This is a genomic window from Leclercia sp. LTM14, from assembly GCF_023736175.1.
Lineage (GTDB): Bacteria > Pseudomonadota > Gammaproteobacteria > Enterobacterales > Enterobacteriaceae > Enterobacter > Enterobacter barmai.
The window spans coordinates 198,797-212,474 of sequence record NZ_JAIKTT010000003.1; the positions used below are offsets into that span (position 1 = coordinate 198,797).

A 13,678-nucleotide genomic window follows, 5' to 3' on the forward strand; every position below is an offset into this window, starting at 1 on the left:
CGCCCGGTGGCGTAAGGCTTACCGGGCCTGCTTTCCACTCTCTTTATTGACCCACCAGATCCCTGAGCAGACCAGCACCAGCGCCACGGCATATTTGATCTCGAGGATATTCTCACCGAGGAAAATGGCCGAGAGCACGGTTCCGGCGACCGGCACTAAAAAGTTGAATGGGGCGATCATGCTTACGCGGTTATGTTTCAGCAGCAAACTCCACAGAGCAAACGCCACCGAGGAGAGCAGGGTCAGATAGCCGAGGATAGCCGCCGCCTTGAAGCTGGGGACGGCCAGCGTTCCGCCGGTGATGTAACCGCCCACCACCAGCATCACCCCGCCAATCGCCAGCTGCCAGCCGGTCATCACCATCGGGTCGACCGTCTGAGAAATGCGTTTACCGTAGAGCGTGGCGGCAGAGAGAATAAACGCCGCCAGCACCACAAAACCGTCCCCGTTCCAGACAAAGTGGAAGTCCTGCAAGCCGCTGTTAAAGTTCACGATCATCACCCCGGCAAACCCGAGGATACACCCGAGGGCCTTGTTGTAGCTGATCCTGTCGTTCTGATAGATGAAGTGCGCCAGCATAACGCTGAAGAAGGTGGCGGTCGCGTTCATGATCGAGCCTTTAGCACCCGTTGTGTAGGCGAGGCCGATATAAAAGAAGGTGTACTGAATGGCAGTCTGCGTCAGGCCAAGGACCGTCAGCTGTCCGAACTGCCGCGGGCTGAGCCGGCCAATCGGCTTGCGCTGAGCCAGGGCAAGCAGCAGCAACAGCAGGCCTGCAAAAACAAAGCGATAACCGGCAAAGACTACTTTTGACGGAATGTCGTTGGCGGCGATCTGAAAGAGTTCATAGCCACTCTTAATGGCGGGATAGGAGCTACCCCATAACAGGCAGCACAGCGTCGCGCTGGCGAAGACGATGTTTTTACGAGAGAAAAGCGGTGCAGGCAGAGCGGTGTCCATGACAAATCCCAAAGATAAAATGTCGTTTCATTTTATTATCAGGGAATGCGCAAGGAATAGCCACCATACAAGTCACAAAGAAAGGGGCCGGTCGCGTTAAAAAGCAAAACGCCGGCACAAGGCCGGCGCTTCGACGTGGTGAAGAGTAATTACTTACTCAGCAACAACGTTAACAACCAGTTTCGCGAATACTTCGCTGTGAACCTGGAAGTCCACTTCGTGCTCACCGGTGGTACGCAGAACGCCGTTCGGCATACGAACTTCGCTCTTAGCCACTTTAACGCCAGCTGCAGTTACTGCATCAGCGATATCGCGGGTACCGATGGAACCGAACAGTTTACCTTCGTCGCCTGATTTAGACGCGATAGTAACGGTGCCCAGTGCGTTGATTTCTTCAGCGCGAGCGTTAGCAGCCGCCAGAACGTCAGCCAGTTTGGCTTCCAGTTCAGCACGACGTGCTTCGAAAAACTCTACGTTTTTCTTGGTAGCAGGAACAGCTTTACCCTGTGGAACCAGGAAGTTACGAGCGTAGCCCGCTTTAACGTTTACCTGATCACCCAGGCTGCCCAGGTTTGCTACTTTATCAAGCAGAATAACTTGCATTACCTTATCCTCTTAAAGTCGTATTAATGGACCGTGCCCGATTACTGATGACGATCAGTGTACGGCAGCAGGGACAGGTAGCGAGCGCGTTTGATAGCGCGAGCCAGCTGACGCTGGTATTTTGCACGAGTACCGGTGATACGGCTTGGGACAATCTTACCGCTTTCGGTGATGTAGTTTTTCAGCGTTGCGATATCTTTATAGTCGATCTCTTGAACGCCTTCCGCGGTGAAACGGCAGAACTTGCGACGACGGAAATAACGTGCCATTGGCTAGTCTCCAGAATCTATCAAATCAATCTGCTCGGCATGCAGAACTAGTTTGCTCAGGCCGTTCTTTGCCTTGTGGCAAGAGATGAACCCCTGAACCGTTACTGCACTACCGACCGTTATACTGTGAGTAATGGCCTGGTTTTCGTGTCCGCTAATAATAACGGGCATTTGGCACCACGCCTGCCGGTGAAACCCGGCTTCCTCCTGCACTGAACGATGCTCAAGCACGAACTGGCAGTGAGGAATTCCTGATGGGCTGACCTTGCGAAGTGGGGTCCTGCACACGGTACCGGACAACACCAGACGGTTGGTCATCAGAAATTACTCTTCAGAATCCCCAGCATCAGAATCATCTGCGGTTTCGTTTGCGAAATCATCGCGACGCTCACGGCGCTCGTCTTTCGCTTTAACCATCGGAGATGCTTCGGTCACTGCGTTTTTGGTACGCATAACCATGCTGCGGATAACGGCATCGTTGAAGCGGAAGTTAGTTTCCAGCTCATCGATCGCTTCCTGCGGCGCTTCAACGTTCAGCAGAACGTAGTGAGCTTTGTGCAGTTTGTTGATCGGATAAGCCAGCTGACGGCGGCCCCAGTCTTCCAGACGGTGGATCGTGCCTTCTGCTGCAGTGATTGCACCAGTGTAGCGCTCGATCATACCCGGAACCTGTTCGCTCTGGTCAGGATGGACCATAAAAACGATTTCGTAATGACGCATCGAATTGCTCCTTACGGATTATTCAGCCTCCTGTCTGGGTCAGCCGAGGCCCGGGGAGGCAAGGAACGTGTTAAAGGTCGGCTGAAAAATTGACGCGTCATAATACTTGCGCCCCCCATGAAACTCAAGCTGATTGCGCAAATAATTCGCACAAAGCGCAAAGCGGGTCTAAGTGGGTGATTTACCATTGCTCACGGACGATCGCGGCGTTTTTTTGAACAACAGCATCAGAAATGGTCGCCATAGCCTGTGAGATTCATGCTTACACTTTAATCAGACCCTGTCTCAGGACAAAAGACAGCCGTGAATATCGTCGCACCGTAGTTTGTCGTGGAGCGCATATCATGAAAAAGATCACCATTGCCCTTCTGGCTGCGCTTTTGCTGAGTGCAAACGCGACTGCAGCCATTCAGGTTGACGGCCGACAGGCCAGAAATATGGATGATGTGCAAAGCCTGGGCGTCATTTATATCAACCATAACTTCACCACGGAAAGTGAAGCGACTGAAGCCATTAATGCAGAAGCCGATGCGCGGGATGCCCGCTACTATCACGTCATGCTCACCCGTGAACCGGGCAGCAACGGCAATATGCACGTCAGCGCAGATATCTATCGGTAACGCTTTGACGCTAGCACCAGGAAAGCCAACAACGAAAAAATTGTCATAGTCTGATTAGCCCCCTGCCCGGGGGCTTTTTTTCTTCTTTTACTTCTCTTACTTCTGGCCGTAATAGGCATTGGCACCATGCTTGCGCATAAAATGTTTGTTCATCAGATAGCTGTCGACGGGCTTCAGGTGCGGATTAATGCCGCGAGCTATCCACGCCATTTTCGCGACCTCTTCCATGACTACGGCATTATGCACGGCATCGTGAGCATCGCTTCCCCAGGCAAAGGGGCCATGCTGATACACCACAATGCCCGGTCTGTGCAGCGGTTCACCCTCTCCCAGCGTTTCAATGATCACCTTGCCGGTGTTGAGCTCGTACTCGCCCTGCACTTCTGCTTCGGTTAGGGCCCGGGTACAGGGGATATCGCCAAAGAAGTAGTCGGCATGGGTAGTGCCGAGCGCCGGGATCGCCAGCCCTGCCTGCGCCCAGGCGGTCGCATGGGTCGAGTGGGTATGCACCACCCCGCCAAGAGAGGGGTAACGCCGGTACAGCGCCAGATGGGTCGCGGTATCAGACGAAGGGCGCCATTGTCCCTCCACCACGTTGCCGCTGAGATCCACCACCACCATGTCATCGACGCGCATGGTCTCGTAGGCGACCCCGCTGGGTTTGATCGCCACCAGCCCACGCTCCCGATCGATGGCGCTGACGTTTCCCCAGGTGAAGGTGACCAGACCGTAGCGCGGCAAATCCATGTTTGCCTCAAATACCTGCTGTTTAAGCTGCTTCATGCTGATCCTCTCCGAGCCCGGCTCGCGCCATCCGCTCACGCACCCAGTCGCGCGCCAGCGCCACTTCGCGAACCGGATCGTCTGAGGTTTCGCTCCACATTTCGATCAGATAAGGCCCGCAGTAGCCGCTCTGTTTTAGCGTCTGGAAGCAGCGTTCAAAATCGACGATCCCGCTGCCGAACGGCACGTTTTTGAAAACGCCGGGGCGGGTGTCTTTCACATGGACCGCCACGATATGGCCGATGCCCGCCTGCAGTTCCATCTGCACGTCGTTATCCCACGCCGAGAGATTGCCGATATCGGGATAGAGCTGGAACCACGGATTATTCAGGTAGTGGGCATAGCCCAGCGCCTTGCTGATGGAGTTCATCAGCGGGTAATCCATGATCTCCATCGCCAGCGTCACCTGAGCACGGCTGGCCATTTCCATGCTCTCTTTCAGCCCATCCCGGAAACGACGGCGCGTTTCGTCATTGGCTTCCTGATAGTAGACGTCATAACCGGCCAGCTGGATAACGCGGATCCCCACGTCCTGGGCAAAGCGAATCGCTTTACGCATGATCTCAAGGCCCTCTGCCCGCACGGCGTCATCTTCACTGCCGAGCGGGAAGCGACGGTGGGCGCTAAGGCACATGGATGGCACGCGCACGCCGGTTTCGGCGACGGCGTTCACCAGCGCCAGACGCTGTTCGCGGCTCCAGTCGAGACGGGAGAGGCGCTCGTCCGTCTCATCCACCGACATCTCGACGAAATCGAACCCCAGCGACTGCGCCAGTTTCAGTCGTTCGAGCCAGCACTCCCCCGAGGGGAGCGCCTTTTCATAGATGCCAAGCGGCACCTGTTTGCTTAACATAGCCGCTCCTTATCCCCACAGTTGGGCGATGGAACGTTTGAACTGGCGTGCCGCTTCCACCGGCGAGGCGGCATCGCGGATGCTGCGACCGGCAATAAAGACGTGAATCGGAATCCCCGCGAACAGCGGCAGATCTTCCAGCGCCAGCCCGCCGGTAACCGTCACCTTAAAGCCCATCTCCGCCAGACGCTTAACGGCGCTGATATCCGCTTCGCCCCAGGCAACGCCCGCGGCCTGCGCATCGCGGCTGCGGTGATAGACCACCTGCTGAATGCCTGCGGCGCGCCACTCTTCGGCCTGCTCCCAGGTCCAGAAGCCGGTAAGTTCGATCTGCACGTCACCGTTGAACTCTTTTGCCACTTCCAGCGCGCCTTTGGCGGTGTTGATATCCGCGCAGCAGATCACCGTGACCCAGTCGGCGTTGGCTTCGAAGCACATCCGCGACAGGATTTTGCCCGCATCGGCAATTTTGGCGTCGGCCAGCACAATTTTATGCGGATAGAGGGCTTTCAGGTCGCGGACGGCGCGAACCCCCTCGCCGACACACAGGATGGTGCCTACTTCGATGATGTCTACTTCTTCGGCGATAAGACGCGTGGTTTCGTAAGCGTGGTTCAGGGTCTGGTTATCCAGGGCAACCTGTAACATAGGTAATGACATTTTCAAATCCCTCTTAAACTGCCGCCGCTGTGGCGTTGTCGATTAAATCCAGCACTTCCTGCGCGGTGCGGCAGGCGCGTAAACGGTCAAAATTGGCTTCATCTTCAAACAGATTGACGATCTGCATAATGCCCACTTCCTGATGGGTGTTGGCATCCACGGCGGCCATGGTGATCAGGATGTCCACCGGGTCGTTATCTTCATGGTTAAACACCAGCGGCGTTTTCAGGGTGACCAGGGCGAAACCGGTTTTTTGACGCCCTCTTCCGGACGGCCATGCGGCATGGCCAGCCCCGGGGCAATCACAAAGTACGGCCCGAACTGCTCGACGCCATCAAGAATGGCCTGGTAATAGCGCGGCTCTACAACGTCAGCCTTAACCAGCAGATCGACGCTCAGCTTTACCGCCTCCTGCCAGGTACTGGCCTCGGCCTGTAAAAGGATGGAGTTATTCTCTGCCAGCGAATCACGTAGTTTCATAAAGCCTCTTTACTTCACGTCTTGCGGGAAATGCGCTTTGATCACTTCCAGCAGTTTTGGGCCAAAGTCCGCAGGCGACAGCATGTTGCGCACGCCCACCACGTATTTATTGCCAGTCACGTTAATCTCACCGGCGATGTGGGTTGAGGCGATGATGATGTCCGCGCCGTTCAGTTCACTTTTGTATTCACCCACCGCGCAGCTGTTCACCGTGTGGTCAATTTTTGACTGGGTTAAAAACTGGTCCACTTTCATCTTCATGATCATGGAGCTCCCTTGCCCATTGCCACACACGGCCAGGATACGTACGGTCATAATCAAAACTCCTTAGTGAGCAGAAACTTCTGCTGTTTGTTGTTCCGCATCTTCTTCAGCGCGCAGCGAACGGCCAGCGAAGAACATATAAGCCAGTGCAATCAGAATGATGACGCCCATAAAGATCAGGCCGACAGAGGCGAAGCCCTGCATCATCGGCGGCGCCAGAATCGACCAGTCCGCCATCCCCATCCAGGCGCTCATACCGGTGAGCTTGACCGCCCACACGCAGCCGAAGATTTCAATCATGCCCATCACCAGGCAGATCTTGAGCGCCGCGCGCCAGCCGCCGAAGTGGTTAGCAAACACGCCGATGGTGGCGTTAGAGAAGAACATCGGGATAAAGCCAGGAATAATCAGGATGGACGAGCCGCAGCCCACCAGGATGCCAACCGCAATCAGCTGGCCGATGGTGCCCCACATAAAGCCCCACACCACCGCGTTCGGCGCGAAGCTATAAATCGCCGCACAGTCAATCGCTAACACCGCGCCGGGAATCAGACGCTGAGAGATACCGTTGAAGGCCTCAGACAGCTCGGCGACGAACATGCGGACGCCCTGGGTGATGATGAAAATCGCTACGGCGAAGGAGAAGCCGGTTTGCAGGATGTAGATGGTCCAGTGGGTTTTACCCGCCATGGCCTGCACAACGTCAATGCCGAAGGAGAGCAGGATGGCGCCAAAGAAGATGGTCATCACGATCGCCGTAGAGACGATGTTGTCGTGGAAGATATTCAGCCAGCCGGGCAGCTTCAGATCCTCAACGCTCTCCTCTTTTTTACCCAGATACGGGGCAACCTTATAGGCAATCCATGAGGCAAACTGCTGCTGGTGGCCGATGGAGAAACCGCAGCCGTCGGTCACTTCCTGTGTGGGTTTGTACATCATATTGGAGGTGATCCCCCAATAGAGTGAGACCAGCACCGCCGTACAGATAATGGTGGTCCACATCGAATAGCCGAAAATATAGAGGGAAACCGCAATCAACCCGGCCTGCTGGAACATGATGTGGCCGGTCAGCATGATGGTGCGGATGCCGGTGATCCGACGCAGCAGAACGTAAATGATGTTCAACGCCAGGGCGAGCAGGACGGCGTATCCCACCCAGCTATAGGCATCGCCCATGCGTTCGATGGTGGCCATCATTGAGGCGTAGGTGTCTGAAATCGCGCCGTTAATGCCATAAACTTCCGACATTTTGGCGACAACGGGCTTAAAGGTGCTGGTTAAAATGCCTGAACCCGCCTGAAGCAGCATAAAACCGATGATGGTTTTGATGGTGCCTTTGATTATCACGCTCACGCTTTTACGCAGCAGGATATAACCCAGGCAGGTCACGATACCCAGCAGCAGCGGGGCATTGGTCATTACCTGATTAAAAAAGACGGTAAAGACGCTGTAGAGGATCTCCATAACACTCTCCGGTAAAGGCAGTACGATGCGTAATGCTCGTACAACAGCCCCCACTCTATTAATCACAAATAATCACCACAAGATTGATTTTGATTATTTGTGACGCATCACGCAAATTATTTCCCCTTAAAGATTAATGCCTTTATATGCATTCACAGCCACTCTATAAATTCGTTGTAAATCAATAAATTATATAAATATAAGTAACAAAATCACATCCAGGAATTTTCAGGGTAGTCGCCTGAGTTTGCCGCAACCCTCGCAAAACGGCATTGCATTGCTGATTCATTGGTGACAATATAAATCAAAATACATCACCAAATGATTACTTTTGATAGATAGGGAGTCTGACAATGAGTAAAGTGAATACCATTACCCGCGAATCATGGATCCTGAGCACTTTCCCGGAATGGGGTAGCTGGCTGAATGAAGAGATCGAACAGGAGCAGGTCGCGCCGGGCACATTCGCGATGTGGTGGCTGGGCTGTACCGGCATCTGGCTGAAGTCTCAGGGCGGCGCCAATGTCTGCGTTGATTTCTGGTGCGGCACCGGCAAACAGAGCCATGGCAACCCGCTGATGAAAAAAGGCCATCAGATGCAGCGTATGGCAGGTGTCGAGAAACTGCAGCCGAACCTTCGCACCACGCCGTTTGTCCTCGATCCTTTTGCGATTCGTCAGATCGACGCCGTTCTTTCGACCCACGATCATAACGATCATATCGACGTCAACGTTGCGGCAGCGGTAATGCAGAACTGTCCGCAAGACGTGCCCTTTATCGGGCCACAAACCTGTGTCGATTTATGGATCGGCTGGGGCGTGCCAAAAGAGCGCTGCATCGTCATGAAACCGGGTGACGTGGTAAAAATCAAAGACATCGAAATTCATGCCCTTGACGCGTTTGACCGCACCGCACTGATTACCCTGCCGGCCGATCGGAAGGCAGCCGGCGTGTTGCCGGACGGGATGGACGAGCGCGCGGTGAACTATCTGTTCAAAACCCCGGGCGGCACGCTGTACCACAGCGGTGACTCACACTACTCCAACTACTACGCCAAACACGGTAACGAGCACCATATCGACGTGGCGCTGGGCTCTTACGGCGAGAACCCACGCGGCATCACCGATAAGATGACCAGCGCCGACATTCTGCGCATGGCGGAAGCGCTGAATACCCAGGTGGTGATCCCGTTCCATCACGATATCTGGTCAAACTTCCAGGCCGATCCGCAGGAGATCCGCGTGCTGTGGGAGATGAAAAAAGACCGGCTGAAGTATGGCTTTAAGCCGTTTATCTGGCAGGTGGGCGGCAAATTTACCTGGCCGCTGGATAAAGACAATTTTGAGTATCACTACCCGCGCGGCTTTGATGATTGCTTCACCATTGAGCCCGACCTGCCGTTCAAATCATTCCTGTAATCTTTCAGGCGATCGCCAGGCGCCTTGCCTGGCGATAGAACATTTTGCTTAGTATTTTCAGGCTATTTCAAATATCATCTTTTAACATCAATTTATTTCGGAATAGCTCATGACGGAAGCACAGCGGCATCAAATTTTACTGGATCTCCTGGCGCAAACCGGGTTTGTCACCGTTGAGCAGGTGATTGCCCGGCTGGGCGTCTCTCCCGCCACCGCGCGCCGGGATATCAACAAACTTGATGAAAGCGGCAAGCTGAAAAAGGTGCGTAACGGCGCCGAAGGGATCAGCCAGCAGCGCCCACGCTGGTCGCCGATGAATATTCATCAGGCGCAGAACCACGACGAGAAAGTGCGTATCGCCAGAGCCGCCTCCCAGCTGGTCAATCCCGGCGAAAGCGTGGTGATTAACTGCGGTTCCACCGCTTTCCTGCTGGGCCGTGAAATGTGCGGCAAACCGGTGCAGATCATCACTAACTACCTGCCGCTGGCCAACTACCTGATCGATCAGGAGCATGAAAGCGTGGTGATCATGGGCGGCCAGTACAATAAGAGCCAGTCCATCACCTTAAGTCCGCAGGACAGCGAGAACACGCTCTATGCCGGGCACTGGATGTTTACCAGCGGCAAAGGGCTCACCGCCGAAGGGCTGTATAAAACCGATATGCTGACGGCGATGGCTGAGCAGAACATGCTGAACGTGGTCGGCAAGCTGGTGGTGCTGGTCGACAGCAGCAAGGTCGGCGAGCGTGCGGGCATGCTGTTCAGCCGTGCCGAGCAGATAGACATGGTGATCACCGGCAAAAATGCCAACCCGCAGATCCTCCAGAAACTGGAAGATCAGGGGGTGACGATCCTGCGCGTTTAAAGGTGCTGGCGGAAAAACGCCACCGTGGCGTCGAGCGCGGTCGGGGTAATGCGGTGTTTCACCCCCGCCTCCCACAGGCAGGTCAGATTTTTATCCAGCCCTTCCTGCCGTAACGCCTGCTGCAGACGGAATGTTTCTCCGGCAGGCACTACATCATCTTCCTCACCATGCCAGAGCAGCAGCGGGCGGTCGGCAAGACGCGGTAGCGCGGTTGTCACTTCCCAGTCGGCAAGCGGAGAGACCATCGCCGCGAATGCCTCAGGCTGCAGCGGCGGAAACAGCGTCCGGGCCAGCGACGTAAAGTAGCCAGAGCCCATCAGGCTTGCCACACACTTCACCTCAGGGTGGCGCGTCATAATCCCCAGCGCGGTCATGCCGCCCATCGAGGCCCCGGCCACCGCAAGGCGTTCATCGGCCACCAGCCCGGCCTGATACAGGGCATCCCGCAGCGCGGCAAACTCGGTAAGATTGCCATGCAGGATTGGCCAGAACTGCCCCAGACGAGCCTGCTCATCACCCGTAAAACGCGCCCCGTGCTCGGGCGCATCCGGCATTACCACTCTGAAACCTGCCTGTGCCAGCGCCACCGCAAAATAGCTGTAGACCAGCTTTGAGGAGGTAAAACCATGATAAAAAATAACAACCGGCAACGGTTCAGACCGTTTTCCCGCCGGAACGGCATGTACAATCTCATGGTCGCCAAGCTGCCGGACTTCAATTTCAATCATCAGTGGGCCTCATACTTTAGGGTGAATCATAATGTTGAGAACTGGCTTACGCTTTCACACAATTTTCATTCGAAATTTACGTCTCAGATAACAATTTGGGAACATTCCCCCAATGTCAAATCAACAGAGATCTACACTATGGCTATCAGGAAACGAGATATGGTTATGCGAAGGGTTGCTGCTTTAACGCTGATGCTGCTGTTAGCCGGATGTAGCGTGCTCGAAGGTACGCCACAGCCCGCACCACCGGTCGCCGATCACCCCCAGGAAATTCGTCGTAATCAGACGGAAGGATTACAGCGAATGGGTACCGTGACCGCACTTGAGCGCGGCTCTCCCGACGATGTGGAAGATGCCATTAAAGCAAAAGCTGTCGCCGCGAATGCAGATTATTACGTCATTACCCTTATCGATGAAACTATCGTAACAGGGCAGTGGTATTCGCAGGCCATTTTATACCGTAAATAACACGCGGTATTTAAAAGACATTTACACTGCTTTGCGTCCATAGACGTTTTCCTGTCCACAATAAACTCCATGCCTGTGACAATGGAAGTGAGTTTATTAGCGAAGGATTGCCCGGCGGATTCCGGGGATACGTAAAATGGAGCTAACGATGAAACGATCTCTTGCTTTGACCTCACTGCTGCTCTCTGCGGGTCTGCTGAGTACGGCTGCACAGTCAGCTGAATTTGCCAGCGCGGATTGTGTGACAGGTTTAAATGAAATTGGATTGATCTCCGTGAGTGATATCTCAGGGAGCCCGCAGGACGTAGAGCGCATGATTGCGCTAAAAGCCGATGAACAGGGTGCCTCCTGGTATCGCATCATAAAAATGCAGGAAGAGAGCCATGTCGATCGCTGGCGGGCACAGGCCATTATCTATGCCTGAAAAGCGCCAATAAAAAGCCACTAAAAAAGAGTGGCTTTTTAATATTTACAATTTTATTATCCTTGCCGTTACTGCCCAGAGACATCTTTGTAACATTTTGTTACATAAACCAAATAAATGTTATCCCCGCTCTGCCGTTGAAAAGCGATACCTTTTTAACAATGAGCAATTTATGATCAATTTTTTTCGCCGTGCAGGTCTGGGCACTAAGCTGTCGCTGCTTACCGGCTTGAGCGTTGCCACGCTCTTTCTGCTTTTCACTTTTCTCCTGAGCTACAACACCAGTCAAAAACTCGAATCGCTGGCCATTGAAGACCTGCATAATCAATCCACCGGCGTGGTGGATATGGTGCAGATGTTCAATACCAGCCTCACCGAAGAGGTGGAGAGCTATACCCGCCTGTTCACCACCTTCTTGCCGCAGCCGCTGAACCTTGATGCCAGCCAGACCCGCGCGATTAACGGTCAGAACGTTCCTCTGCTGAAGGGCGGCGAGACGGAACTCCACGAGAACAACGCCACGCCGGATGATTTTCTGAGTCGCACCGGGGCCATCTCGACGCTGTTTGTTCGCAGCGGCGACGATTTTGTCCGCGTGGCGACCTCGCTGCGTAAAGAGAACGGCGACCGGGCTATCGGCACCGTTCTCGATCGTGCCAGCCCGGCCTGGGCGGTGGTCAACACAGGCGAGGTCTATCGCGGCCTCGCCCTGCTGTTCGGCAAACGCTATATCACCCAGTATCAGCCGGTAAAAGACGCGGGCGGACAGGTGATCGCCATTATCTTCGTCGGGATCGATATCACCCACTCCTGGAACGTCATGCGCGAGAAGATCCTCAGCCGCCGTCTGGGCGAGAGCGGTCACTTCTTTGTGCTGGACCGCAGCAATGGCAAAAATCACGGCCAGTATCTGTTCCACAGCGCCGAAGAGGGGCAACTGCCGAAGTGGGATAACGCCGTTCAGCAACAGCTGCTGGGGGATCACTCCGGTACCCTGGAGAGCAAGAGCGCTGATGGCCGCACCCTGATTATGGCCTGGACGCCGCTGCCGGGCTGGAACTGGACGATAGTGGGAGAAGTGGATAAAAGCGTACTGCTGGCCGACGTGACCCGCCTGCGCGATCGCTTCCTGCTCGCAGGTGTGGCGCTGTCGGCGCTCTTTGCCATGCTGTTCGTGTTTATTATCCGCCGCTGGCTGTCACGCCCGCTGCGCGATGTCATTGGTCTGGCGGAACAGTATGCCGCAGGCGATCTGCGCGCCACCCTGCCTGCCACCCGTCAGGATGAGGTTGGCCAGCTGATCAACGCCATCAACGGCATTGGCGGCGGCCTGCAAAAAATCGTGCTGCAGGTGCGGGAAGCCGCGGGGGATATTCATCTGGGAACCAACGCCCTGGCGGCGGATACCGGTGAGATTTCCGAGCAGATCAACAAGCAGGCCAGCAGCGTGGAGGAGACTTCTGCCAGTATGGAGCAGCTGGCGGCCACCGTGCAGCAGAACGCGGCCAATATGGAGCAGACTCAGCAGCTGGTGGGCGAAACCTCACGGGCGGTGCATCAGGGCGGGGAGACCGTCAGCAATGCTGTATCCACCATGGATGATATTCGCGAGGCATCGAAACGTATCGAAGCCATCACGCGGGTGATTGAGAGCATTGCCTTCCAGACCAATATTCTGGCGCTGAACGCCGCCGTAGAAGCGGCCCGGGCAGGTGAGCACGGTAAAGGCTTCGCCGTGGTCGCCCAGGAAGTTCGCGCCCTGGCGGCACGCAGCGCCAACGCGGTGAAGGAGATTGAACAGCTGATTGGCGATACGCTCAGTAAGGTAAGCGAGGGCCACGCCCTGTCGGAGCAGACCCGTCAGGCGATGGAGAGCATCATCGAGCACATCGACAACATCAACCAGCTGGTCACGGAAATTAACCACGCCTCCCGCGAGCAGTCGGCAGGTATCGGTCAGGTGAATCTGGCGATGACGCACATCGGCGAAGCGTCGCACATCAACGCCGACCGCGTCTCGCGCAGCGAACAGACGGCGCAAACCCTGCGAGAGAAGGGTTCGCATCTGACCGATCTGGTCAGTCTGTTCCGCCTGTAAC

At 55.1% G+C, this 13,678-nt stretch carries 17 protein-coding genes and 1 pseudogene; 6 read left to right on the forward strand and 12 right to left on the reverse strand.

Annotation, left to right across the window (positions count from 1 at the left end; all coding sequences use genetic code 11):
* Positions 1-18: 18 nt before the first annotated feature.
* From K5I40_RS09825 to rpsF, 5 genes are all read right to left on the reverse strand, one after another.
* Positions 19-960 (reverse strand): DMT family transporter, encoded by a 942-nt coding sequence (locus K5I40_RS09825; RefSeq protein WP_039028463.1) that lies wholly within the window; start codon positions 958-960, stop codon positions 19-21.
* A 153-nt stretch (positions 961-1,113) separates the two neighbouring features.
* Positions 1,114-1,563 carry a 50S ribosomal protein L9 gene (rplI, locus tag K5I40_RS09830; protein ID WP_032616202.1) on the reverse strand — a complete coding sequence of 150 codons (450 nt, stop codon included), beginning with the start codon at positions 1,561-1,563 and terminating at the stop codon, positions 1,114-1,116.
* 41 nt (positions 1,564-1,604) lie between these two features.
* Positions 1,605-1,832: a 30S ribosomal protein S18 gene (rpsR, locus tag K5I40_RS09835; protein WP_000135199.1), complete on the reverse strand. Its 228-nt coding sequence runs from the start codon at positions 1,830-1,832 to the stop codon at positions 1,605-1,607.
* A gap of 3 nt (positions 1,833-1,835) precedes the next feature.
* Positions 1,836-2,150 carry a primosomal replication protein N gene (gene priB, locus K5I40_RS09840; RefSeq protein WP_039028462.1) on the reverse strand — a complete coding sequence of 105 codons (315 nt, stop codon included), beginning with the start codon at positions 2,148-2,150 and terminating at the stop codon, positions 1,836-1,838.
* Between the two features lie 6 nt (positions 2,151-2,156).
* Positions 2,157-2,552: a 30S ribosomal protein S6 gene (rpsF, locus tag K5I40_RS09845; protein ID WP_011915632.1), complete on the reverse strand. Its 396-nt coding sequence runs from the start codon at positions 2,550-2,552 to the stop codon at positions 2,157-2,159.
* Positions 2,553-2,896: 344 nt separating this feature from the next.
* Here rpsF and yjfY point away from each other — a divergent pair, with 344 nt between their 5' ends.
* Entirely contained in the window at positions 2,897-3,172 is a 276-nt protein-coding gene (gene yjfY, locus K5I40_RS09850) for a DUF1471 family protein YjfY (RefSeq protein WP_223074458.1), read from the forward strand.
* 96 nt (positions 3,173-3,268) lie between these two features.
* Here yjfY and K5I40_RS09855 read toward each other — a convergent pair whose 3' ends face one another.
* From K5I40_RS09855 to ulaA, 6 genes and pseudogenes are all read right to left on the reverse strand, one after another.
* The gene (locus K5I40_RS09855; RefSeq protein WP_223074459.1) at positions 3,269-3,955 is read right to left on the reverse strand and encodes an L-ribulose-5-phosphate 4-epimerase; all 687 of its coding nucleotides are present in this window, start codon (positions 3,953-3,955) and stop codon (positions 3,269-3,271) included.
* Positions 3,942-4,808 (reverse strand): L-ribulose-5-phosphate 3-epimerase, encoded by an 867-nt coding sequence (locus K5I40_RS09860; protein ID WP_223074460.1) that lies wholly within the window; start codon positions 4,806-4,808, stop codon positions 3,942-3,944. The genes K5I40_RS09855 and K5I40_RS09860 overlap by 14 nt, the downstream gene beginning before the upstream one ends.
* 9 nt (positions 4,809-4,817) lie before the next feature.
* Complete coding sequence (locus K5I40_RS09865; protein WP_039028458.1) at positions 4,818-5,468, reverse strand: 3-keto-L-gulonate-6-phosphate decarboxylase UlaD; 651 nt, start codon at positions 5,466-5,468, stop codon at positions 4,818-4,820.
* 13 nt (positions 5,469-5,481) lie between these two features.
* Positions 5,482-5,948: pseudogene (ulaC, locus tag K5I40_RS09870) on the reverse strand (PTS ascorbate transporter subunit IIA).
* A 9-nt stretch (positions 5,949-5,957) separates the two neighbouring features.
* Complete coding sequence (gene ulaB, locus K5I40_RS09875) at positions 5,958-6,263, reverse strand: PTS ascorbate transporter subunit IIB (RefSeq protein ID WP_138370093.1); 306 nt, start codon at positions 6,261-6,263, stop codon at positions 5,958-5,960.
* 12 nt (positions 6,264-6,275) lie between these two features.
* Positions 6,276-7,676 carry a PTS ascorbate transporter subunit IIC gene (gene ulaA / locus K5I40_RS09880; protein ID WP_138370092.1) on the reverse strand — a complete coding sequence of 467 codons (1,401 nt, stop codon included), beginning with the start codon at positions 7,674-7,676 and terminating at the stop codon, positions 6,276-6,278.
* Between the two features lie 353 nt (positions 7,677-8,029).
* Here ulaA and ulaG point away from each other — a divergent pair, with 353 nt between their 5' ends.
* Together ulaG and ulaR are read left to right on the forward strand one after the other, a co-directional pair.
* Complete coding sequence (gene ulaG / locus K5I40_RS09885; RefSeq protein ID WP_039028454.1) at positions 8,030-9,094, forward strand: L-ascorbate 6-phosphate lactonase; 1,065 nt, start codon at positions 8,030-8,032, stop codon at positions 9,092-9,094.
* Positions 9,095-9,203: 109 nt separating this feature from the next.
* On the forward strand, positions 9,204-9,959 hold the full coding sequence (gene ulaR / locus K5I40_RS09890) for an HTH-type transcriptional regulator UlaR (RefSeq protein ID WP_039028453.1): 756 nt from the start codon (positions 9,204-9,206) through the stop codon (positions 9,957-9,959).
* Here ulaR and yjfP read toward each other — a convergent pair.
* Entirely contained in the window at positions 9,956-10,687 is a 732-nt protein-coding gene (gene yjfP / locus K5I40_RS09895; protein WP_223074461.1) for an esterase, read from the reverse strand. The two genes, ulaR and yjfP, sit on opposite strands and share 4 nt — an antisense overlap.
* A gap of 138 nt (positions 10,688-10,825) precedes the next feature.
* Here yjfP and bsmA point away from each other — a divergent pair, with 138 nt between their 5' ends.
* The 3 genes from bsmA to K5I40_RS09910 all read left to right on the forward strand — a co-directional run bounded on the left by bsmA (position 10,826) and on the right by K5I40_RS09910 (position 13,677).
* The gene (bsmA, locus tag K5I40_RS09900; protein WP_072036607.1) at positions 10,826-11,155 is read left to right on the forward strand and encodes a biofilm peroxide resistance protein BsmA; all 330 of its coding nucleotides are present in this window, start codon (positions 10,826-10,828) and stop codon (positions 11,153-11,155) included.
* Between the two features lie 136 nt (positions 11,156-11,291).
* A complete protein-coding gene (gene yjfN / locus K5I40_RS09905) occupies positions 11,292-11,579 on the forward strand; it encodes a DUF1471 family protease activator YjfN (RefSeq protein WP_039028450.1) in 288 nt (95 codons plus the stop codon).
* Positions 11,580-11,751: 172 nt separating this feature from the next.
* Positions 11,752-13,677, forward strand: a complete 1,926-nt coding sequence (locus tag K5I40_RS09910; RefSeq protein WP_223074463.1) for a methyl-accepting chemotaxis protein — start codon at positions 11,752-11,754, stop codon at positions 13,675-13,677.
* Position 13,678: the final 1 nt, after the last annotated feature.

What these genes read in the sequence shown, in the direction of transcription:
- K5I40_RS09825 (WP_039028463.1), bottom strand. Translation starts at nt 960, where the DNA reads ATGGACACCGCTCTGCCTGCACCGCTTTTCTCTCGTAAAAACATCGTC.
- rplI (WP_032616202.1), bottom strand. Translation starts at nt 1,563, where the DNA reads ATGCAAGTTATTCTGCTTGATAAAGTAGCAAACCTGGGCAGCCTGGGT.
- rpsR (WP_000135199.1), bottom strand. Translation starts at nt 1,832, where the DNA reads ATGGCACGTTATTTCCGTCGTCGCAAGTTCTGCCGTTTCACCGCGGAA.
- priB (WP_039028462.1), bottom strand. Translation starts at nt 2,150, where the DNA reads ATGACCAACCGTCTGGTGTTGTCCGGTACCGTGTGCAGGACCCCACTT.
- rpsF (WP_011915632.1), bottom strand. Translation starts at nt 2,552, where the DNA reads ATGCGTCATTACGAAATCGTTTTTATGGTCCATCCTGACCAGAGCGAA.
- yjfY (WP_223074458.1), top strand. Translation starts at nt 2,897, where the DNA reads ATGAAAAAGATCACCATTGCCCTTCTGGCTGCGCTTTTGCTGAGTGCA.
- K5I40_RS09855 (WP_223074459.1), bottom strand. Translation starts at nt 3,955, where the DNA reads ATGAAGCAGCTTAAACAGCAGGTATTTGAGGCAAACATGGATTTGCCG.
- K5I40_RS09860 (WP_223074460.1), bottom strand. Translation starts at nt 4,808, where the DNA reads ATGTTAAGCAAACAGGTGCCGCTTGGCATCTATGAAAAGGCGCTCCCC.
- K5I40_RS09865 (WP_039028458.1), bottom strand. Translation starts at nt 5,468, where the DNA reads ATGTCATTACCTATGTTACAGGTTGCCCTGGATAACCAGACCCTGAAC.
- ulaB (WP_138370093.1), bottom strand. Translation starts at nt 6,263, where the DNA reads ATGACCGTACGTATCCTGGCCGTGTGTGGCAATGGGCAAGGGAGCTCC.
- ulaA (WP_138370092.1), bottom strand. Translation starts at nt 7,676, where the DNA reads ATGGAGATCCTCTACAGCGTCTTTACCGTCTTTTTTAATCAGGTAATG.
- ulaG (WP_039028454.1), top strand. Translation starts at nt 8,030, where the DNA reads ATGAGTAAAGTGAATACCATTACCCGCGAATCATGGATCCTGAGCACT.
- ulaR (WP_039028453.1), top strand. Translation starts at nt 9,204, where the DNA reads ATGACGGAAGCACAGCGGCATCAAATTTTACTGGATCTCCTGGCGCAA.
- yjfP (WP_223074461.1), bottom strand. Translation starts at nt 10,687, where the DNA reads ATGATTGAAATTGAAGTCCGGCAGCTTGGCGACCATGAGATTGTACAT.
- bsmA (WP_072036607.1), top strand. Translation starts at nt 10,826, where the DNA reads ATGGCTATCAGGAAACGAGATATGGTTATGCGAAGGGTTGCTGCTTTA.
- yjfN (WP_039028450.1), top strand. Translation starts at nt 11,292, where the DNA reads ATGGAGCTAACGATGAAACGATCTCTTGCTTTGACCTCACTGCTGCTC.
- K5I40_RS09910 (WP_223074463.1), top strand. Translation starts at nt 11,752, where the DNA reads ATGATCAATTTTTTTCGCCGTGCAGGTCTGGGCACTAAGCTGTCGCTG.